We start from the raw sequence: 21,707 nt of genomic DNA, 5'->3' as shown, positions 1-21,707 counted from the left end.
GTCAGTTAGATTAAAACATCACAGGATACCTCAAGAAAAAGGAATCATATCCGGGGGGCTTTTCAGGATTAAAATGCCGGACATAGATCAGATAAGTAGCTTCAAGCAGCTTATGAAAATCTTGGAAATCAGCCTGAAAACCCTCTAAATCTTCGGGTTCAAGAAAAGTAAGACTAGTAAATGCCTCTTCAATCAGTTGATTCCATCTCCTGGCCCAGTCGGGACATTGCCGCCGATAGTAAAAATCTTTAAGAAATAAGTAAGGATCTCGAATCTCCTTTGGGCTCAGGTAGCGGGGTAATAGGCGGATTCTGTCAACCAATGAAGGTGTTCTCTTTCGAGTATGCTTAAGGACCAGATCTTTCCAGCTTGGATTTGGACAGGGAGGAAACTGTGTCTTTTGGCAGAGGTAAAACCCGATATAAATAAGCTGCAAAAATTCTCCACCTTGGTTAATAATCGATTTGGGACTAAGAACCTTAAAACTGGGTTTATCCTGCAATACCTGCTCAAAAATTGTCGTAAGGTCACTTTTCCAAAAGCTCAACTCGCAATAATCGCAGAAAAAACGATACAATCCCCTCTGACAATCCAGCATGCTTTCACATACGCTATCTTCTTCAAAGGTATTGAGGTAATGATACATGATTTTGACTGTTTGTTGTTGAGCCAAATTCATGACTTTCAGTAGAATAGACTATTCCTAGATGGAATAAATTAGAAGAAAAATGGGGATAAAATATTCTAGGATTGGGCTAAAGCCCTTGATGTGTGAGAATCAATTTTTCAGAATGGGCTAAAGCCACATTCCTATACATAATGATGGAATCCATCTCATAAATTGGCACCTGCTTTAGCGGGAGGTAAAATAGGGATGCTCCAGTCCATCTGGGTTTCAGCCCAATTCATCAGTTTATTCTGATAAAAAATGTCGGGCAAATTTGACATTTCCTTGGATCATGTCTCCCAATGGAATAATTTAGTTTATTCCCTTTCGGGAGAAATTCTTATTTTTCCATTGTATTTATAGACTATGAACGATAAAATCCACCACGGCAGAAACATCAAGCGATTCCGGGAAATGATGGGCATCAAGCAGGAAGCCTTGGCATTTGAGCTTGGGGAGGACTGGTCCCAAAAGAAGATCAGCCTACTCGAGCAAAAGGAAGAGATAGAGGATGGATTGCTTCGCCAGGTAGCTGAGATTTTAAAAGTTCCTGCTGAGGCGATTAAGAGCTTTAATGAGGAAGCTGTTTTTAATATTATCTCAAATACTTATAATAGTGAAAGCAAAGATCACTCTACGCTCATAGCCAGTTCTGTTAACTATCAACCGACGTTTAATCCAATTGATAAGCTGATTGAGACGATGGAAGAAAACAAAAAACTTTACGAGCGCTTGTTGGAATCAGAAAATGAGAAGTTGCAATTGCTAAAGAAGATGCTTGATAAATAAAAGAAAATACTAGCTAGAATGCCTTTCTGCGACGCAGAAAGGCTTTTTGGTTTTTAGGATAAATGCGATTGGATCAAAAGGTTGTCCGACCAGATAGGACTGTAGAGGTGATGCTTTTGCATTCAATTCTGAAAAAAATGTCGTAAGCATGAGCGATCAGCTAACCAGCCAATTTATTGCCTGGATTAAAGGCAATGAAGGTTTTAACAAATCCCATAGGAATCGACGATATGCTTGGCCGGAGTTACCAATTCCGAAAAACAGAAAGATGTAGCGTCAATGGAAATTCAAAGCAGAAAGACAATAAACCACCCAGAGGTGATCCCTTTAGATGAGCTAAAAATTCCAGAATAACTTTCTAAAGACCTAAAAATCAACTATTTTTAAAATAAAACTAGGTATGGATTTTTAATTTAGTAAGTAATGAGAGCAATACGACTTCCTATTTCAATCTTTTTTCTTTTGATTTTCCTTGGTTGTGAGGACAAATCAGAGCCACCAAAAATGGATGTGGAACGTTACGTCAAACTATTGAAGGCAGGAGATTATGAGCATTGGGAACTTCCAGATTTCAACTCCAATGACATTCCTAAACTTTTATCCTATCGAAATGAAACCCAAATAATTTCTGATTATCCTATAAATGGTATTTCATCAGCTTGGTTTCCCGAATGTTCTTTGGGCATGTATATTTTATGGACAGTTGAATCCATCAGGGCAAGATCGATAGGAAGTGAATTCCTGATTGGCACATTCCCGTCCCAAAATCCATTTGTGAAAAATCGGGTTAACCTTGAATATTTGGATCAAACCACCCAGCTTCAGCAAGAAGTTGCTGATTCATACTTTGAGTGGTGGGAAAGCAATAAGAATAAGGACTTTGCAGAATTTGATGATTTAGACCCTCTAGCTGATACGGAATATCGCTGGCATTGATTTTTCCAATCGCACGGATAAATAACTATTGCATGTAATTTAGGAATTGTGTCGCCGTTGGCGACTGCCAATTAAAAAACTTACCAAGCCATTCCTACACAAAGACAGCATGGGGGAATACCGTAAGAAGATTGATGCAGATTTCTTTTATGACCAGGAAAGTGAAAATCTGAGGTGAACAGCACATGTAAGTGTTAACGAAATTGTAACCCTTACAAAATCAAATCTATTCACTTTAATTTTTTGAACTCTAACGCTTAACTTTGTGTATCTCATTGTGTACACAAATATTTGAAGCCATGGTTGTAGTAAGCACTAGAGAATTTCGCCAAAATCTCAAAAAATATCTGGATTTGATTGATAAAAATGAGCGGGTTATCATTCAAAGAGGCAATGATAAAATTTATGAGATTTCAAATAAGGTGAAAAATGATCGTTTCTTTGATGACCCTACCATTCAAGAGCGAATATCAAAAAGCCTTCAGTTTTACAATAAGGGTAAAACGGTTAAGCTATCTGACGCACAACTGAAGGAACTGCTTGGCCTATGATTTTTGAGATAGTTTTCACTTTAGAAGCATTAGAAGATATTGAAAAACTTAAAAAAACCGGCAACAAGGTCCTTGTAAAGAAGGTGTTCACATTAATTCAAGAACTTAAGGAGCACCCAGAAACAGGCACAGGCAAACCAGAAAAACTTAAATACTATCAGCAGAACACCTGGTCGAGAAGGATTGACAGAAAGCACAGGCTTGTTTAAAAATTGTAGTTACGGTTTTGGGTGCTTATGGACATTATGATGATAAATAAAGCTCATTTCCATCCATTTAGAAGGGTTTGAAAAAAAGAAACTCCTAAAATATAATCAAGTGACGACCATAAAAAAAGCCCCGAAGGGCTTTTCAATCAAGATTCTTCCGATTCCGGCTCTTTCATAGAAACGTAAACCGTGTGGGTTTTACCGTACTGATATGGTACTTTCAGTTTGGCGACGTTGAACTTGACGTAGGTTTCTCCTTCGTATTCAAAGGTGAGGTTTTGAAGCTCAGCCATTTTCAGACTCTCCGACTATGTCCCTATTTCCGACTTGCTTTCCTTTACCAATGTACTTTATGAAAACTCCATACTATTTTGGTTTTAGTAAAAATATATGCAGGTCATTTATGAGAGACTGGAAAGAATTCAAAACCTAGGAGGTAGTCCGTAAGAAACCCATGTTAATTACCCAAAACAATGGTACTATAGGCTGGTAGGTATAATCCATTATTTCTCAAATTAGAATCCTTGCTCTTAAATAATTCGTGTCTAAATTCTTTGAGAGAATCAGGGAATTTTAAATTAACTTCCTGGCTTGAAAGATTATGAACAACTAGCACTGACTCATCTTCTGTTGATCTTTTAAATACTGACAGGGCAGGATTATTTAGAGATATGGGCTCAATATCTCCATAGGTAAGTGCCTTACTTCCGTTCCTTAATTTTATAAAAGTTTTGTAGTGGTTATAGATAGAATTTTCATCTTCTAGTTGTTCCTCGACCGGAATAACAGTTTGATCTGTGCTATACTTCGGATCAATCCAGGTAGCCCTATAATTGTCACTTTCTTTAGCTTGCCAAAGGAAAGGCTCCCGAATATTCGGATCTGGCTTTTTGCCCTGCATTCCAATCTCTTCACCATAATAAACATATGGAGAACCGGGTAATGTGAGTAGAAGCGCAGCCGCCATCTTTGCTTTATCCATACTATTGTTTACCGCGCTCATAATCCGGACCTGATCATGATTGGTAAGGAAAGTAGCATCAATATACTCTGGGTTTACAGTAGTATAATAGTCAATTATTTTTTTATGATTTGTCGTAAGATCCCCTTCTCTCTCTTCATTAACTGCTGTAGTGATTGCACTTCCCATGTCAAAGTTAAATAAAGCAGGAAGTCCTTTTAAATAAGGGGCTACTATATCTGAAGATGCCCAAACCTCTCCTATTAGATACACATCCTTATTTGCCTTTTTCATTTCATCCTGAAATTGAACCCACCAATTATGATTATCTGTCGGTCTATCATCCGGGAAAATATGCCTAGCTGCATCTAGCCTAAAACCATCTACTTTGATCTCAGACAACCAAAATTTCCCGATTTTAAAAACCTCCTCCCTGAGTTTTGGATTATCATAGTTCAAATCAGGCATATTGCGGCTAAAATATGAGTAATACAGATAATCACTCCCTTCTACTTTATTCCAACGGGTACGGTTATTAGAATCTCCGGAAATGATTTTTCCAGAAACCTGGGTCTGCGGATCATCCTTATGTGCCCATACATAATAATCTCTATAGGGACTATTTTCGTTTGCTAGGGCATCCTGAAACCAAGGATGTCTGCTGCCTGAATGATTTAGCACCATATCCATGACCACCTTAATATTTCTTTTATGTGCCTCATTCACAAAGGTTTTGAAATCATCCAAGGTTCCATAGTCTGGATGGATATCATAATAATCCGAAACATCGTATTTATGATAAGAAGGAGAGGGATTCATCGGCATCAACCAAATACCTTCTACTCCAAGGTCTTCCAGGTAGTCTAGTTTTGAAGTCATCCCTATTATGTCACCAATTCCATCTCCATCAGAGTCCGCAAAGGACTGTACAAAGATTTCATAGGTAACACCCCTTGGCCATTTACTAACATTAGAAGATGTTTGCGCATATAATATTTCAATGTTGGTTCCTACAATCAAAAGAACCGTTAACACCATATACCTAACAAAATGATTTTTCATTATTTCATAATTAATTAAATACAACTTATCCTTCTTACACAAACCTCAAAGTCCCTAAATACAACTGAAACACACCCAATTAATAAAGCACTAACCCTGTAATTTATCGTATTTCAGAATTCCTAAATAAACACCTAACTCAAGTCAAAACGATTATAACTAATTAGACTCACCATAACCCATTACCTATTCCTTCTTTAGATTGCCAAGGGGGATTTCCAAGTTCTTTCCATATATCCAATCAGAATAACGCATCCCCTCTTCACCTACCAATGCGATTCTATAATACCGATCTGCAACTGGCAAATCACCATCCGACTTGGCTACGCTTATTTTAAGCGTGTTTTGCCCTATAACAGAAGCATCAAATTCCGTCATGGTAAACTTTCCGTCTTTGTATCCAAAGCCATCGCCTTCATCGCTATATAAATCCCCATTTGCCTGCATATTCTCATCCAGACTGACCAGCAAGGTCAGTGAATCAAGTTTGTATTCCACAGTCGATTGAATTACTTGCCCCATTGGCACAATAGCTCCTCCACGCAATTTGATATCCGGCTGATAGGGATCGTTTGCACTATCCTCCCCAACAATAGAGACCGACCTCCAAATCCCTTTCGGCAAGGAAGGATTCTCTGACCATTTGGGTACGATCAGCAAATCATCTCCCCATAGAAATGCCTCATCCTCTTTTCTCAAGGTGGTATCCTTCACGTCCGCAAAATACACTGGCCGCATAATCGGAAGACCAGTTTGTGCAGCTTCATAGAAAAGAGAATACAGGTAAGGCATCAAACGGTACCTCCTTTCCAAAGCAACCCGTGAGATATCTTCCACTTTTTTACCAAGTGCCCATGGCTCTTGATCGTTGGTTTTGGACTCGGTGTGATTTCTACTAAATGGATAAAATACCCCGACTGTAGTCCAATGTGCTAATAACTCTTCGTCTGGACTTCCACTGTAGCCGCCTAAATCCGGGCCACTGAAAGGCTGTCCAGAAAGCCCAAGATTCAAAACCATTGGGGTTGCCATTTTGAAATGATCCCAGGTAGAAGAATTATCTCCGGTCCAAGTAGCCGCATAGCGTTGTCCTCCCATGAAATTTGCTCTGGAAAGCACAAATGGCCGCTTGTCTGGATTGGCATCCAGAATTCCCTCGCGACTGGCTTTCACCATGAGCATGCCATACACATTATGGTATCTGCGGTGAATATCAGCTGGAAGTTCATCTCCTCCGCTATGTAGGTTATCTTCTGGCATAGTGGCTTCTGGAGTATTGAAAACGGCTGGCTCATTCATGTCATTCCATACCCCATCAATCCCTGTAGCCATAAAATCTTTATATAAGCCACTCCACCAGGCTCTCGTGGCAGGCCTGGTAAAATCAGGAAAGGCGCATATTCCCGGCCAAACCTCTCCATTGTATTCAGTTCCACTGCTGGTCTTGATCCAATGATCCCCGGCTGTTCCTTGGTCGTACACAAAGTATCCCGGTTCTTTTTTGATACCAGGATCTATCATCCAAACGGATTTGAAATCATGCGCATGTAAAAAGTCATTCACCTCGGCAGGATTTGGAAATGCAAGGGAATCAAAGGTGAATACTTTGTAATTCTGCATGTAGTTAATGTCCATCCAGATCACATCTATCGGTAATTTCCGCTTGCGAAACTCACTTGCAATTTCCTTCACTCTAGAATCAGGAGTATAAGAATACCTACTTTGCTGAAATCCTAATGCCCAAAGAGGAGGCATTTCCATGGTTCCGGTCAGGTCGGCCAATGCCATCACCAACTCCTGAGGACTATTTCGCTCAATGACGATAATTCTCGAAGCAGGCCCATCTGATTCTATGACGATTGGATTGGTAAGTGTAATCTTTTGCTTCCAGGTATTGTCTATCAAAATCCCATAAGCAGATCCGTCTTTTCTCACAGCCATGACCCAAGGGTGAGACTGGTAAAGTTGACGTCCATCCTCTCTTTTGTAGGCATAGTTATCGGTATTCCAAAGCTGGACAGTTTTGCCATTATTACTCAAACCTCCAAGTACTTCACCTGTGCCGTAAAGATCAGTTCCCTCTTCAATGGCGATCTTGGCTATGTTTTTACCGTCCTTTTCCGAAAACTCAGGAACAACCCTCCACTCAGAAGGAACTGCACCTCGTTCTTCAGGTTCTTCCAAAAGCATCATGGAAGGAAGCATTCTATCCGGTATAAAATTTTCAGGATAGAAAATCATGATCTTATCCCCTATTTGCTGACTCCGTGAAGTTGTACAGGAACTGGCCAATAAGAGAATTGCAAATGCAATCCAGGTATTTTTTAAATATATTCTATTCATTGTAATTCTTCTTTATTGCGCTAGAGGCGCAACTTCTCAACTGCCAGAGGCCTGAGTTCATTTTATATTGAATACTAAACTTGAAATTCCTTTGTGGCTAGTTTTAAAGGATCAAATACCCGTATGCAGGCAATTCTATGGTCTGCCCTACTTGATAGGGTGCATTTTCGATTGCGTTTTGCCATTCGGAGTTCACCAGTTCAGTAGGGACAGGTACTTCTTTTTGCTGGTTGCGGGTATTTACAATCACCAATACCTCTTGATCTTCGTAGCTACGTTTGAAAATCAACACATCTGGATTATCTCCATAGCTCTGGATCGATCCTCTTTTTATGGCATCGCTGGAAAGTCTAAATTTGATAAGGGATGCATATTCCGATGCCAATTCGGGATTTCGAGTCCAGTCTATGATCGTTTGATTGGAACTGAAAAAGGGAAGCTTTTCTGTATTACCTACCTCTTGGCCGCTGTAGATCAGTGGAACTCCCCCCATGTAAGATGTGATCACAAAGGCTGCCATAGATCCGCGGAGACCATCAAAAAGTGCGATTGGCGTATCATCCCAAGCTGTATCATCGTGATTGGTAGTGAATCGAAGGATATCCGTCTGATCAGGAGTGGAATTGTTATCTGCAAGATTTACGGGATATAAGCCACGTACATCCGTACCGTCTTCATAAACTTTCTTGAGAGCTCCGTAAAAATCCCATCCAAAAGTCAAGTCAAAACCAGCCGAATAAAGCTCCTTTTTGGTTGATTCAGCAAACATGATAATATCCCGATCTGGAATACTTCTCAACTCGGTGATTGCCGTTTTCCAGAAATCTGTAGGCACTCCACCTGCGTAATCACACCTGAATCCATCCACATTTGCTTCAAGTACCCAATATTTCATGGCCTTGAGCATAGCTTCCCGCATTTCCTGATTTTCGTAATTAAGATCTGCAACGTCCGTCCAATTTTCAGGACTAATGATGGTACCTGTCCCATCCTTGGTGTACCAGTCAGTATTTTTCATCCAAACATTGTCCCATGAAGTATGATTGCCCACCCAATCCAAGATGACTGCCATGTCCCGGTCGTGAGCACCTTGAACCAATTCCCGAAGGTCTTCAAGGGTGCCAAAGGAAGGGTTTACTTTCTCAAAATCACTGATCGCGTAAGGTGACCCTATTCCTCTTTCTACACCGATGGGATGTATGGGCATCAACCAGACCACATTCACTCCCAAAGCCTGGATTTCATCCAATCTCTCGGTAACTCCCTGCAAGTCCTGACTACCGCTAAAGCCAAAAATATTAACCTCATACATGGCGATATCCTTGGTCAGGGGAACATTGTCGAATGGAACTCCAAACTGAACTGGATCCTTCTCCGCAGTAGGTGGAATCGTATCAAATATTATTTCATCAGACTGGCAGGCATTCAGTGAGAATGAGATGATAAATAGCAATCCAATCACCGCACTTCTCAGCATTAGATGCGTTAGTTTATCGTGGTTTACTTTTGGAATTGTAATCATGAACTATTCATTAGGTTTAAAGGAAAATAAATAAAGAGGTCAAGAAAATTAAGCTTGACCTCTTCTTTAGGTGGGCTAGTTTTTCACCAAACTATAATTGTAAACACCAGGCTCACTGAGATCCAGTGTAATGGTATAGGTTCCTGATTCAGGAACTGTCAAATTGCTCAGGTCAGGATTATATCCAAACACCGGGTGGTTGGCATACTGAATATTTCCCTCAGCATCTACCCCAAAATCCAATGCCCAGGCATTATTTGCTCTAAACTTGAAAGAACCCGCATTGCTTAATTCGGCAGTTACTTTCCAAATATTTTCTGCAGGATCAAATGTCAACTGGGTATCAGTGTCCCATCCTCCTGGAGTAGCATCTCCAAGGATGCCCCAAGTCGTTTTGGTCATCGTGTAGGTCATCTCATTCAAGTCTGCGGTTAAATAAAAGTACCCAGCAGATGGAGCGACAAAGTTACCTCCGGCAAAATTTGCCTCAATCAAAACACCGGCTCCCCCGTCACCGTAAGCCATTGGCTCCCATGCCGGTTGAGCAGTGAATTTGAATTGATTGGTTTCTCCTCCTTCGGGAATATTGATGTAGCCTTCATAGACACCGTTGTCTTCAGGTGAGGCAATCCTAGAAGCAGTAGATGGATCCCACCCTTGGTATTCTCCAGGCACCCATAGGGATGGAAAACCAGTGAATAATTTGTAGGGTGTCAGCTGAACTACCACCGGGGCAGAGAATGCATCCCGATCTACATAAGATTTCACTCTGATGACCAATGGGCTAGCAACTTCTGCCTCAAATTCCAGTTCCTGGGAAATAGTATTCAATTCCTCTTGTGTAAATGACTTTGTGAGGACATCGTCCCCTGCCAGCACAGTTACTGCATTACCCCAATTAGTCGTATCACCTACCGCAGCAAACTGAACTGAATAAGTTACAGGAGCTTCGATATAGTAGTCAACCGGAGTCCAATTGACTGTCAGTGCTAAATCGGACATGTTATCTGCACTGAGCACAATCTGGTCAGTAGAGGAAATAGGCGGCTCGGTGAATGAGACATTTCTCAGCACCGTCAGCGTTGGGTCTTCATTACATCCTACTACCAAAGCAAGGAGCAGAATTAGACCAGTATATAAATTGATTATTCTTTGCATGATTTTACGTTTGAGATTACCAGCCTGGATTTTGAGTCAAATTTGGATTGGTGTTCAATGCCGAAGTAGGAATTGGAAACAACTTGAAGTGGTCACCCACTGCAGGCACCAGATACCTTTCCTGAGTGAAGGTGCCAAACCGGATCATATCCTGTCTTCGGTGTGCTTCCCAAGTAAGTTCAAAGCCTCGCTCATCATAAATCTGCTCTAAGGTTGGAGCAGAAGGGAGACCTGAAAGACCCGCTCTCTGTCTCACCTGATCTATGAAAGGCTTTGCTGATGCAGCATCCCCAAGTCTTACCAGACATTCTGCCTTCATAAGCAAAACATCTGCATAGCGATAGATAGGAAAGTCATTGGATGACCCTCCGCCATTTGCCGGAAGTGCAGTCCAAAACTTGGTGTTTCTGGCTCCTGCATTTCTATCTGCACCGGGATTGTCCAGATTGTCCAGTTCTAAGGCATATTCTATAAATCCTGCTGGCTGTGGGCCTGATGGATCTGGCCCATATCGAAACTGTCGTTTCCGGATATCATTGTCAGCAAACTTCTCCACGTACTCCTGAGGAACCACAGATCCATTCCAAGCTCCGGCACCCGCCAGAAGAGTTCCATCTGTACCACCCAAGCTTCTGATCATAAAGATGTTTCTACCTACCACATCCACCGTAGTGAATATTGCCAGGATAGTTTCATCATCAGGAAGCACATCACCAAACAATTCGTAGTATTTTGAGCCTAAAGGCAAACTCGAATCATTTGCGCTCGTATGCAGTGAAAACCCACCTTGTTCGATCACACTGATCGCATCAAGACATTCCTGCCACTTCGGCGTCCCCGTGTAAACTTCCGCATTTAGGTATAATTTTGCCAATAAGGTATAGCCTGCCCACTTATTAAACCTTCCATAATAATTTCCGCCCTTGGTCGTAGGCAAATCTTCCAGATTAGCTTTCAATTCTGACTCTATAAAAGCGAAAACCTCCGGTCTTGAAACCTGTTGGATCTGATCTGCCGGAAGATTGTTCTCGGTAAAGAAAGGGATGTTACCATAATCGTCCATCAAGAGATAGTAGAAGAAGGCGCGAAGTACCCTTGCTTCTGCAATTTTGGATTGCTCAGCGTTTGCAAGCTCCAACTGCTCTATTGCTAGATTGGCAAGAAAAACTGATCGGTAAAGCCAATTCCAGGCATTGCTATTGATGCCATCATTAGGCAACCATTCCCTCTGATACAATCTTGCAAAGTCCAATTGCCAGTCACCTGTATTACGGTGAGGGATTACCTGTTCATCGGAAGACATTGAGTTGAGATCATACCAGCCGTTGTCTGCCCCTGCATAGCCTACTCCTCCCCAGTTTCCTGGAAGCTGAGCATAAACAGAAGCCAATGCAGCATCAGAACCTTCTGCAGAACCATAGAAATCTTCTGCCGCATATTTATCATATACATTCTCCCCTACATCAGTACAACTCCCCAATGTCAGAAGTGCCAAAATCGATAGTGTTATTATATTCTTCATAAATTAGTCTTTTAGAGGTGGTTAAAATGAAACATGCAGTCCTACAGCTATGCTGCGGGTTCTCGGATAGATCCCTGCATCCAAGCCACTTCCATTTCCACCAGATAGATTCAGTTCAGGATCCAGTCCTGAATATTTGGTAAATAAGGCCAGATTGTTACCGACTACAGAGAGTCTCATGGAACTGATGTTCCTAATCTTGGCGGTATTGAAAGTGTATCCTATCGCCAGGTTTTCGAAACGGACATAATCACCTTTTTCCAACCAGAGATCAGAGGCATACTGGGAGGTAAAAAGTCCCAAATTCTCTGCGCTCACCAGCATATTTGATTTGCCTAGACTTTCATACAGACTAAAGTCTCTTCTGATTCTATTAAAAATCATATTCCCTCCTGAACCTCTCCAAACCATCGAGAGATCAAAGTTTTTGAATTTGACTGTTGGCGTAAATGCGTAGGTGAATGTTGGCAAAGCTGTACCTGCGATGTACCGATCCGGACTTTCATTGCCTTGATCAATCACTCCGTCACCATTTCTGTCCACCACCAACTCCTCATTGGTACCAGACTCTTTACCGTCATTTTCCAGAATATAAAATGTACCGATCGGCTGACCTTCTATCAGGTATGAATTGAATCCCCAACCCACATAATTCGTATTGACTTCCACTCCTCCGATGGTACCACTCAGTCTTTCTACTTCATTTCGCATGAAAGTGACATTTCCTGCCAGCGTGATACTCCAGTCACTGTTGTCCAAAAGATGGTAGTTCAGGGCCAATTCAAGACCATCGTTTCTCAAACTACCCACGTTTGCAGCTATAGATCCAAAAGGGTATGGAGGTTGCGGAACAGCATAATTGAATAGGAGATTATCAGTAGTGGCAGTGTAAACATCTATTGTTCCGTTTATTTTATCCTGTGCAAACCCGAAATCTATACCCACATTGGTTTGACGTCTCGTCTCCCACTGTAAGTTCTGATTGGCATTCTGAGTCACCTGAAAATTTGTGATCAAACCTCCATTAAAATACGTGCTGCCAGAAGCTCCCACTAGCTGTAGGGATTGCTGGGGAGAAAGTCCCTGCTGGTTGCCGGTAATTCCGTATCCTGCTCTAAGCTTGAGCGTGCTGACCAAATTTTGTCCCTGCATAAAGCCTTCGTCACCGATTCTCCATGCTGCGGAAACTGATGGGAAATGCCCCCACTTATGTTCTTCTCCAAAAACCGAAGACCCATCCCTTCTCATGCTGGCAGTAAGAATGTATTTGTCAGCGAAAGAATAGTTGACCCGGCCTAAAAATGAAACAAGCGTACGGTCATTTTTATAGGATGAAATATCACCTGGCAAATACCTGCTTACTGAGCCAAGTTGTAGTGCATGATACTCGGTCAGATCATTGATAAACCCTTTCGTCTGTGCAAAATGACCTTGGTAGGTTTGTCTTTGCCATTCGTACACCCCAATTGCATTGATTTTGTGTTTGCCAAAATCTTTGTCGTAGGCCAAGCTAATATCCATCAGTTTCTCATCCGTGAGGTTGGTATTGACATTGGCGATTCCCTGCTGATCAATAGCTCCAGCTAGTGTAGAAGCCGCTGGTGCATAATACCCAGAGTTTACATCCACTTTTCTCCAGCTGCCAAACCATCCTGCTTTCAACCCGTCAATTATTTCAAAATCAGTTCTGAATGTGGTAAACTGACTGCGGGACTCGCGTTCGTTGATGATCGTTTCAGCTACAGCGTAAGGATTGATGTACTGAAATACATTCGGATCAAAGAAATAATCACCGTTTTCAAACAACACCGGATCAGTAGGCTTGGACACATAGGCGTTGGAAATTAAGTTAGAAGTAAATCCAGCTCTTCCCACACCGCCCGGACTGCCGATATTCTGTCTGATGCTGTTATTCATCGTAAAAGTCATTGTCAATCGATCATCAATGGCTTTTTGGGTAGCGGATATACTGGCGATATAATTTTTGTTACTTGAGTTTATCACCACACCATCCTGAAGGATAGCTGAGACAGATGCTCTATAGTTAAAGTTTTGCGAGCCACCTCCCAGAGCGACCGTATGATTTTGGGTCATGCCTGTTTGGGTCAGGATATCGTACCAATCTGTGTCTGATCCATGATCTTCAGAGAAAGGTACATTCCAGATTCTAGCCTGTTCCCTCCAGCCTTCCGCATCGAGTACTTCGAGCTCATTAGCTATTTGATCTACTGAGACAGAACCTGTATATTCTATCGTAGCCTGTCCGGATTTCGATCTTTTGGTACTGACGATAATTACTCCCGGAGCACCTCTAGAGCCATAAATAGCAGTGGCAGAAGCATCTTTCAACACATCGATAGATTCTATTTCAGATGGTGGAACCTGATTAAGCAAATCGAGGTTGCCCTGTACTCCATCTATCACCACCAAGGGATCACTACCTCCTATGAGTGAAGTAATCCCACGTATCCTGACTGTAGGTCGAGAACCAGGCTCGCTGCCAATTTGGGTGATGTTCACCCCAGCGGCACGTCCAGAGATTTGCTGCAGGGGATTGGTGATGGCTCCTTGGTTCATGTCTTCCTTACTGATACTTGAGGTAGCACCTGTTATATCCTTTTTCTGCTGCACGCCATAGCCGACTACTACTACTTCATCGAGTCCAAGTAAGTCCTCTTCCAAAGTAATGTCAAGAACGTTTTGATTGCCTAGTACTACTTCCTGTGTGGTGTAGCCAATGTAGGAAAAGACCAAAGTGCCTATATCCCCATCAGAAGTCAAGACATATTTTCCCTCCAAATCAGTGACCGTTCCCTGCGTACTTCCCTTGATCAAGACACTCACACCGGGAAGGGTCATTCCATAATTATCCGAAACAGTTCCGGAAATTGTTTTGCTCTGTGCCAAAGCCTCAGAGAAATTGGTGCTGAAGACGATCATCAGAAAGACTGCCAAACACCTAACAGCTATGCTGGTTTTTAAAATGTAGTTTTTGTTCATACCATGTTTATTAGAATATTTTGGGAAATAGCTCCACTACAGATTTTTCACAGGTATTATGCAATCTTGCTGATGCAGAAAATCACGCAAAAGACTGTGCTCGGAATCGATTGCATACAAATAGAAAAAAGAAAGTAGGTAGCCGAATAAATTAACTAGTAAATAAGAGAAGTATCGAAAGTGCTCTTTCGATGAACTACCACAAGCAACTTAAGATGGGTAAAAATGGAGTGAGGCAGAGGAAGCCTCTGAGATGAGTGTAAAGGATTCATTTTGGGTATTGTTTTGGGTTATTACTTAATTATTCTCACCGAACACTTTCGAGACATTCGGTAGGACTAATTTTCAGTTACCCCCATAAAATCACAAAAAATCTAAGTCGTATATAGCAAATATTTAAACAATAAAAATGTAAATAACTTATTTACAGCATCTTATAAAAGATTATTTTTAAACCTATTAAAGAAAAATATAATAGGATTTTGGCCAAATCTCTGGCTAAAAAAACGAAAAGTTAGGTTTGTAAGTGTAAAAAATGCAGAGTTCAAGCATAAAGCTCAAAAAGGCACTCTAGGTAAATTGAATTTTTTTGATCTCCTTTTCGAAGTCTTCATTGGGGATTTTTGACTTATTCTTCACCCTCGTCTTATAGGTGTTAATTGTATTAACAGAATAGTTCAGAATATGTGCAATCTTATCTGTACTATGGATCCCCAACCTAACCAGTGCATAAATTCTCAACTCTGTATTCAACGTATTGGAGTCCTCCAGCTGAACCTGATGTTCGGGTTCAAAAAGTAAATTGTATTTGGAAATAAAATCCGGAAATATCTTCAAAAATGCCTGATCAAAGGTTTGATACATTTTCTCCCGATCATTTTTGACATTAAAGCTGTTCAGAATGGGGCGGATTTCATGCACCTTATTTTGGGTGATTTTATTGTCTATTTTTTGGCGGAAAAGCTCCATCTGGTCTATGTAATCGGAATTTGTATTAAAGAAGAACCCGATGTATTCTTCCTTGATTAGGTTTACCTCCCTGAGCTTAATATTTCTTTCATTGATTTGATCTTTTGCAGCCTTTAGTTTCTTATACTGGAAAAAAAGCACGGCTAATGACACCAGTACTACTAATGAAAGTACCGTTACTGCAATAGCATATTGCTGAAATAGTGATTTTTGCTTTTCCGCTATATTGAGTTTTTCTGTTTCTATGATCGGGCGAAGCTGAGAAATCTGAAATTTTCGCTGCAATGCCCCGTATTTGGTAGCATCGTCCAAGGTCACATTGAGGTATTTACTAGATAGTTTTATTTCGCCTTGTTGATAAAGAATATCCGCCAACTTTATCAATGCGAAATTTTCCTTATTTGCCAGCTTAATATCCATAATAGCTGCTCGTATAAGCCAGGCCATTGCCTCATCTGTGCGTCCCACCTGCTCCAGCGCATAGGAGTAGGTACTAGCGTCAATTGCATATTGTCTTCCCTTTAGCGTGTAGTTATCAAATAGGAGGTCGTAGTTTTTAACTGCTTCATCAAACTCTCCCAGCCTGATATTCTTTAAGCCTTTATAAGAATAATAGTGCGAAGAGTTGCGATCCACCGTAGTCACCGCAGAATCCAGATAACTGACTCCCAAATCCCTAAAAGAATCATAGTAAATGGCTTGCTGATAGTAATCTGCCATGTCTATATATAACCTGGAAAAAATAAAAAAATACTCAGATTGGGTTTTCTGGTCTAACTGCTTGCTGTCAATTGTCCTCAGCGTATCCTTAGTTTCGCTGAAAATTCCAGCAGCCAATAAGGTTGAACTGATTTTAATTCTAGCTTGAGCTATTAATTCGGGATCTTCCAAGTGCTTAGCTTGTTCCAACATGCCTAAAGAAGAGTTCATCGCCTCTTCAAAATCCAAGGTGAACAAGGCCTCGTGCAATTGTTGAAATTCGGTAAATAGTTCTAGGTGATTCTCCTCTGAAATGGCGCTAATATTATTTTTCAAATCTTGAATCTCCTGTCGTCTAATCGACTCATAATCATCCTTCTTGGCTATCGCATCGTCTAATTCTAAAAATAATGCTTGATTTGACACCTGAGAAAAGGCTAATACAGGAAGAAAAAAGAAAACTATAAAAAGATATCGCATCCTTGGCATTTCGTAAGTTATTGTGGGTTAATTCGTGCTGAATTTAAACTGCAATATAAAAGCATCAGAAGTCCTTTCTACCTGCTCAGGGGGATTTTATCAGTCATTTCTCGCTTAAAAAGTAGCTCTTTTGAAAAAACTTAGATTAAAGTTACTATCTATTTTCACATTTCCTCTCCAAATACTACTGCGATCCCCTCTCATTTTATCGACGTGACCTTCTCTTTTCCCAAAACTTCCTGAGGATAAATCTTTCATCCTGGCCAAAATTGAAATTCAGAATCTGGTTTTCTAAAAAAATGGCATTAAAAAGAATAAGGTGGTTACACAAATAAGGTGGATACAGAGCTCATTATCACATTGTTTTAGTGAATTAGTACATCCTAATTATAGTATAATCCCTCATTTTATTTTAGTGAACCAACAATCTCATATTTATGCTAAAATTTCGTAATACATTTTGTAGATTTTACACGGAATTAAGTTCATTCAATTTTCATTATCAATACAGGAATCGAAAAACGGTAGATTACAAATAACTGACAATCAATCACTTAATATTTAGTGTCTATTGTGGCGTTTTTAAAAATAAATAATTATAAATTGCTGATAAACAGTAATTTAAGAGCTAGACTCATTCCCTCCACTCTCTACATCTAAAAACCCTAACTATCTAAAATATTGATAGTTAGGGTTTATATTTTTTAGATCAGTAGCGATTTGGTAACCTTATTTGAATAATTCTAAAATTGATGTAGCTTATCATTTATAAGAATTCTAGGGGGCGTCCAGAAATTAATCGTAAACGATCCTTTGAAATCTATTCAACAAGAGCTTCAGGGGAGAATAAATCCCTCATTTCAGTATTCGAAAAATTAGTAAAGTACGAGGCTTGCAAATTTTTAAATCCCCTATTGGCTAATTTTTGATTAAGAATTTAGCCTGTGAAATGGAAACCCATCATCTCCAGATAAGGCAGGATAAGCAATAAGGGCTAATCACGCTTTATAAGATTGATCCAATTTCAAAGTCAGCTGCATGCCTAAGCACAATAGTTCTGAAAACTCACTTTTTCAAATTATATTGACAGCAATTAAACAATCAAACCTATTCATGAAGAACCATTTAAACTATTTACCCGCTTATTTTGCGCTGTTTGCTATGGCATCCTGTGGCTCACCCACAGAAACTACCGAGGTCAGCGAGGAGGTAGAGATGCAAGACACCTCTTCCAAGTATCTTTCGGAGCCATTGATCTCAGACCATTTCACAGCAGACCCCTCGGCACATGTGTTCGATGGCAAAATCTACATTTACCCTTCGCATGACGTGGAGTCAGACGTTCCTGAAGATGATTTGGGAGCACATTTCAATATGATGGATTACCATGTTTACTCCATGGATTCTCCTAGCGGAACTATTACAGATCATGGAAAAGTACTGGGAGCTGAAGATGTTCCATGGGCCAAAAGACAACTTTGGGCGCCGGATGCAGCAGAAAAAGACGGGAAGTATTACCTCTATTTCCCAGCAAAGGATGAAAAAGACATCTTCAAAATCGGTGTTGCTGTAGGAGAATCACCTATCGGTCCTTTTACCGCTCAGCCTGAGCCGATCAAGGGAAGCTACAGTATAGATCCTGCAGTTTTCGCTGATTCGGATGGATCGTATTACATGTACTTCGGAGGCATTTGGGGTGGACAATTGCAGAAATACAGAAATAATAAATTTGACGATAAAGGTGCTGCTCCAACTGACGGACTACCTGCAGATGATGAGCCAGCATTAGGACCTATCGTAGCTAAAATGAGTGCCGATATGCTTCAGTTTGCGGAGACTCCGAAGGAAATCAAGATTTTGGATGAAAATGGTAACCCGCTGCTAAACGGCGATAATGACCGAAGATTCTTTGAAGCTGCCTGGATTCATAAGTACCAAGACAAATACTATTTATCTTATTCTACGGGTGATACCCACTTCATCGCTTATGCTACCGGAGACAATCCATACGGACCATTTACCTATCAAGGGGTAGTCCTAAATCCTGTAGAAGGCTGGACCAATCACCATTCCATTGTGGAAGTAGATGGCAATTGGTTTATATACTACCATGACACCCAGCTTTCCGGAAAAACACACCTGAGAAATATCAAAGTAGCGCCACTTCAGCACTTGGAGGATGGAAGTATTCAGACGATAAATCCAATCAAGTAAAGCTTGTAAAACAAAGAACAAACCCTTCATCCTATAAAAAAGGAGTCACCAAAAATGACTCCTTTTATTTTGTGAGCTCTCCAGCTATTTTGTTCTCACAAACCAATCGCAACATTGATGAGAAAAACCACTACACTTTTAACCGCATTTCTTTTGACACTTAGTGTGGCAAGTTTTGCGCAGAAAAAGAATAAGAAAAATGCCAAAGATGAGCCAGCAGCTCAAAGCGAAGCAGCCAAACCGGCTAAAAAAAGTCCTTTCAAAAAATATAGTGAAATCGTAACCGATGAGGCAGTTTCCGATGAAGGACTATTTACAGTTCATAAAGTTGGAGATAAAAGCTACTACGAAGTCCCTTTTGATCTTTTGGAGAAAGACATGCTTTTGGTAAGCCGGATTTCTAAAATCGCCGATGGGCTAGGTGGTGGATACACCACTGCTGGTTCTAAGTCAAATGAACAAGTGATCCACTGGTCTAGAATGCAGAATAGCATTCTACTTCGCTCCATTTCTTTTGACAATGTTGCCGCGGATTCTTTGCCGATTAGACTTTCGGTGGATGCTAACAACTACAACCCAATATTAGCTTCATTCAAAATAGAAGGTTTCAACTCGGATTCCACAGCTGCTTTGATTGAGGTAAATGATCTGTTTCTTTCGGATATCCCTGCATTAAGTGGACTATCTGCTTCTATGAGAAGAGATTATCAGGTTAGAAATCTGGATAAAGACCGAAGTTTTATCACAAGAATGGCCAGCTATCCGGAGAACATTGAGGTAAGACATGATATGACTTACAATGCCACTTCGCCTCCATCAAATTCTAGATCTGGCACGATATCTATGGAAATGAGCCAGTCTATGTACTTGCTTCCTGAGAAACCCATGCAGCCAAGATTGCATGACCCACGAGTAGGCTGGTTTACTGTACGACAGATTGACTACGGCTCTGAGGCACTGAAATCAGATCAGAAGACCTACATCAGAAGATGGAGACTGGAGCCAAAAGACCCTGAAGCTTATGCCAGGGGTGAGTTGGTGGAACCAGTAAAGCCAATTGTCTATTATCTTGATCCGGCAACGCCAGCGAAGTGGAGAAAATATTTCCGACAAGGAATTGAAGATTGGCAAGTAGCTTTCGAGGCTGCAGGTTATAAAAACGCGATTATAGCAAAGGATGCTCCCACCGCTGAGGAAGATCCTGATTGGAGTGCTGAAGATGCCAGATATTCCACCGTTCGCTATGTTGCTACCACAACCCGAAATGCCATGGGTCCAAGCGTTTCTGATCCCCGTTCCGGTGAAATCATAGAAAGTGATATCGTTTGGTATCACAATCACTTGCGTTCTTATAGAAACCGCTACATGTTAGAAACTGGCGCTGCAAATCCATCTGCCAGAACCTTAGATACCCCAGAAGAAGAAATCGGTGAAATGATGAGAAGAGTTATTTCTCATGAGATAGGCCACGCGCTGGGATTGCCACATAACATGAAAGCATCCTATGCTTACCCAACTGATTCTTTGCGTTCGGCTACCTTCACCCAGAAATGGGGATTGGCAACGACTATCATGGACTATACCAGATATAACTATGTAGCTCAGCCTGGTGACGAAGGTGTGCGCTGGGTAAGAATGCTCGGGCCATATGACAACTATGCAATAAACTGGGGCTACCGATATATCCCAAATGCAAATTCTCCAGAGGCTGAAAAACCTACGTTGAACAGCTGGATTAGAGAAAAGGCAGGCGACCCTAAGTATCTTTTCAGTGGGGGTAATTCTTATGACCCAAGTTCTCAAACTGAATCAGTGGGAGATGACGCTATAAAAGCAAGTACCTATGGTTTGGCAAACTTGAAAATTGTCGCAGAAAATCTTGCAGAATGGACTGCTACTGATGGCGAAGGATATGGTGATTTGGAAGAATTGTATGGAGAATTACTCGGCGTTTGGAGTCGATATGCCAATCATGTGGTAACCAACATTGGTGGTGTATATGAGCAATTAAAAACTACAGATCAACCAGGAGTTACCTACACACCAACTGCCAAAGCTGAGCAGGTGAATGCAATGAAGTTTATGAATGAAAATGTATTCACTACGCCTGATTGGCTACTTCAATCAGAAATATTGAACAACGTTGAGCCTAGTGGTGCCATCTCAGCAATCGGAAGTATGCAATCAAGATTACTAAGCAGTGTTTTGAGAATGGACAGATTGGAGCGTATGATAGAAAATGAGGCTTTGAATGGCTCGTCTGCTTATTCTATGACTCAGATGTTATCTGATTTGAGAAAAGGAATCTGGTCAGAGCTTTCTGGTTCGAAGGATATTGATGCTTTCCGTAGAAATCTTCAAAGAGCCCATGTGGAGCGTCTCGCTGCTTTAATGACTCAAGATGAGAGAAGTCGTTCAGATGTGAGTGCTGCTGTTCGTGCAGAATTAAAAACAATCCAAACTTCTGCTAGAGCTGCAAGCGCTAGATACAGTGCTGGGATAGTTCAAAATCACCTGCGTGATATTGATGCACTTGTGGAATCTCTGCTTGAAGAAAAATAATCTAAAAAGTCATTGCCTTTCTCTTGAGAGGCAATGACTTTTATTTTGAGAAAGTAAGCTTCT

15 protein-coding genes are annotated in these 21,707 nt (G+C 40.9%); 6 read left to right on the top strand and 9 right to left on the bottom strand.

What is annotated here, in order from left to right; all coding sequences use genetic code 11:
* Positions 1-10: 10 nt before the first annotated feature.
* Entirely contained in the window at positions 11-646 is a 636-nt protein-coding gene (locus tag BM386_RS23050; protein WP_091698472.1) for a hypothetical protein, read from the bottom strand.
* Between the two features lie 387 nt (positions 647-1,033).
* On the opposite strand from BM386_RS23050, the gene BM386_RS23045 reads away from it, so the two are divergent.
* The 4 genes from BM386_RS23045 (at position 1,034) to BM386_RS23030 (ending at position 3,152) form a co-directional block, all read left to right on the top strand.
* Entirely contained in the window at positions 1,034-1,456 is a 423-nt protein-coding gene (locus tag BM386_RS23045; RefSeq protein WP_091698470.1) for a helix-turn-helix transcriptional regulator, read from the top strand.
* Positions 1,457-1,879: 423 nt separating this feature from the next.
* A complete protein-coding gene (locus BM386_RS23040; protein WP_091698468.1) occupies positions 1,880-2,392 on the top strand; it encodes a DUF4943 family protein in 513 nt (170 codons plus the stop codon).
* A gap of 299 nt (positions 2,393-2,691) precedes the next feature.
* Positions 2,692-2,943, top strand: coding sequence for a type II toxin-antitoxin system Phd/YefM family antitoxin (locus tag BM386_RS23035; protein WP_091698466.1), 252 nt, complete (start codon positions 2,692-2,694; stop codon positions 2,941-2,943).
* Positions 2,940-3,152, top strand: a complete 213-nt coding sequence (locus BM386_RS23030) for a Txe/YoeB family addiction module toxin (RefSeq protein ID WP_244545605.1) — start codon at positions 2,940-2,942, stop codon at positions 3,150-3,152. Before BM386_RS23035 ends, BM386_RS23030 begins: the two co-directional genes overlap by 4 nt.
* A gap of 146 nt (positions 3,153-3,298) precedes the next feature.
* Here BM386_RS23030 and BM386_RS23540 read toward each other — a convergent pair whose 3' ends face one another.
* The 8 genes from BM386_RS23540 to BM386_RS22995 all read right to left on the bottom strand — a co-directional run bounded on the left by BM386_RS23540 (position 3,299) and on the right by BM386_RS22995 (position 16,814).
* Positions 3,299-3,445 (bottom strand): hypothetical protein, encoded by a 147-nt coding sequence (locus tag BM386_RS23540; protein ID WP_244545604.1) that lies wholly within the window; start codon positions 3,443-3,445, stop codon positions 3,299-3,301.
* 164 nt (positions 3,446-3,609) lie between these two features.
* Positions 3,610-5,175 carry an alpha-amylase family glycosyl hydrolase gene (locus BM386_RS23025; RefSeq protein ID WP_091698465.1) on the bottom strand — a complete coding sequence of 522 codons (1,566 nt, stop codon included), beginning with the start codon at positions 5,173-5,175 and terminating at the stop codon, positions 3,610-3,612.
* A gap of 186 nt (positions 5,176-5,361) precedes the next feature.
* Positions 5,362-7,518, bottom strand: a complete 2,157-nt coding sequence (locus tag BM386_RS23020) for a TIM-barrel domain-containing protein (RefSeq protein ID WP_091698463.1) — start codon at positions 7,516-7,518, stop codon at positions 5,362-5,364.
* 103 nt (positions 7,519-7,621) lie between these two features.
* Positions 7,622-9,040 carry an alpha-amylase family glycosyl hydrolase gene (locus tag BM386_RS23015; RefSeq protein ID WP_091698462.1) on the bottom strand — a complete coding sequence of 473 codons (1,419 nt, stop codon included), beginning with the start codon at positions 9,038-9,040 and terminating at the stop codon, positions 7,622-7,624.
* 75 nt (positions 9,041-9,115) lie between these two features.
* On the bottom strand, positions 9,116-10,198 hold the full coding sequence (locus tag BM386_RS23010) for a SusE domain-containing protein (RefSeq protein ID WP_091698460.1): 1,083 nt from the start codon (positions 10,196-10,198) through the stop codon (positions 9,116-9,118).
* Positions 10,199-10,214: 16 nt separating this feature from the next.
* Positions 10,215-11,720: a RagB/SusD family nutrient uptake outer membrane protein gene (locus BM386_RS23005; protein WP_091698458.1), complete on the bottom strand. Its 1,506-nt coding sequence runs from the start codon at positions 11,718-11,720 to the stop codon at positions 10,215-10,217.
* A gap of 21 nt (positions 11,721-11,741) precedes the next feature.
* Positions 11,742-14,720 carry a SusC/RagA family TonB-linked outer membrane protein gene (locus BM386_RS23000; protein ID WP_091698457.1) on the bottom strand — a complete coding sequence of 993 codons (2,979 nt, stop codon included), beginning with the start codon at positions 14,718-14,720 and terminating at the stop codon, positions 11,742-11,744.
* Positions 14,721-15,290: 570 nt separating this feature from the next.
* A complete protein-coding gene (locus tag BM386_RS22995) occupies positions 15,291-16,814 on the bottom strand; it encodes a DUF6377 domain-containing protein (protein ID WP_139235987.1) in 1,524 nt (507 codons plus the stop codon).
* A gap of 1,167 nt (positions 16,815-17,981) precedes the next feature.
* On the opposite strand from BM386_RS22995, the gene BM386_RS22990 reads away from it, so the two are divergent.
* Both BM386_RS22990 and BM386_RS22985 read left to right on the top strand, forming a co-directional pair.
* The gene (locus BM386_RS22990) at positions 17,982-19,082 is read left to right on the top strand and encodes a glycoside hydrolase family 43 protein (protein ID WP_170857166.1); all 1,101 of its coding nucleotides are present in this window, start codon (positions 17,982-17,984) and stop codon (positions 19,080-19,082) included.
* 117 nt (positions 19,083-19,199) lie between these two features.
* Positions 19,200-21,644 (top strand): zinc-dependent metalloprotease, encoded by a 2,445-nt coding sequence (locus BM386_RS22985; RefSeq protein WP_091698454.1) that lies wholly within the window; start codon positions 19,200-19,202, stop codon positions 21,642-21,644.
* Positions 21,645-21,707: the final 63 nt, after the last annotated feature.

Origin of the sequence: Algoriphagus locisalis, assembly GCF_900116615.1 — a bacterium.
Classification (GTDB): domain Bacteria; phylum Bacteroidota; class Bacteroidia; order Cytophagales; family Cyclobacteriaceae; genus Algoriphagus; species Algoriphagus locisalis.
This window is presented reverse-complemented; position numbering and strand designations above follow the sequence as displayed.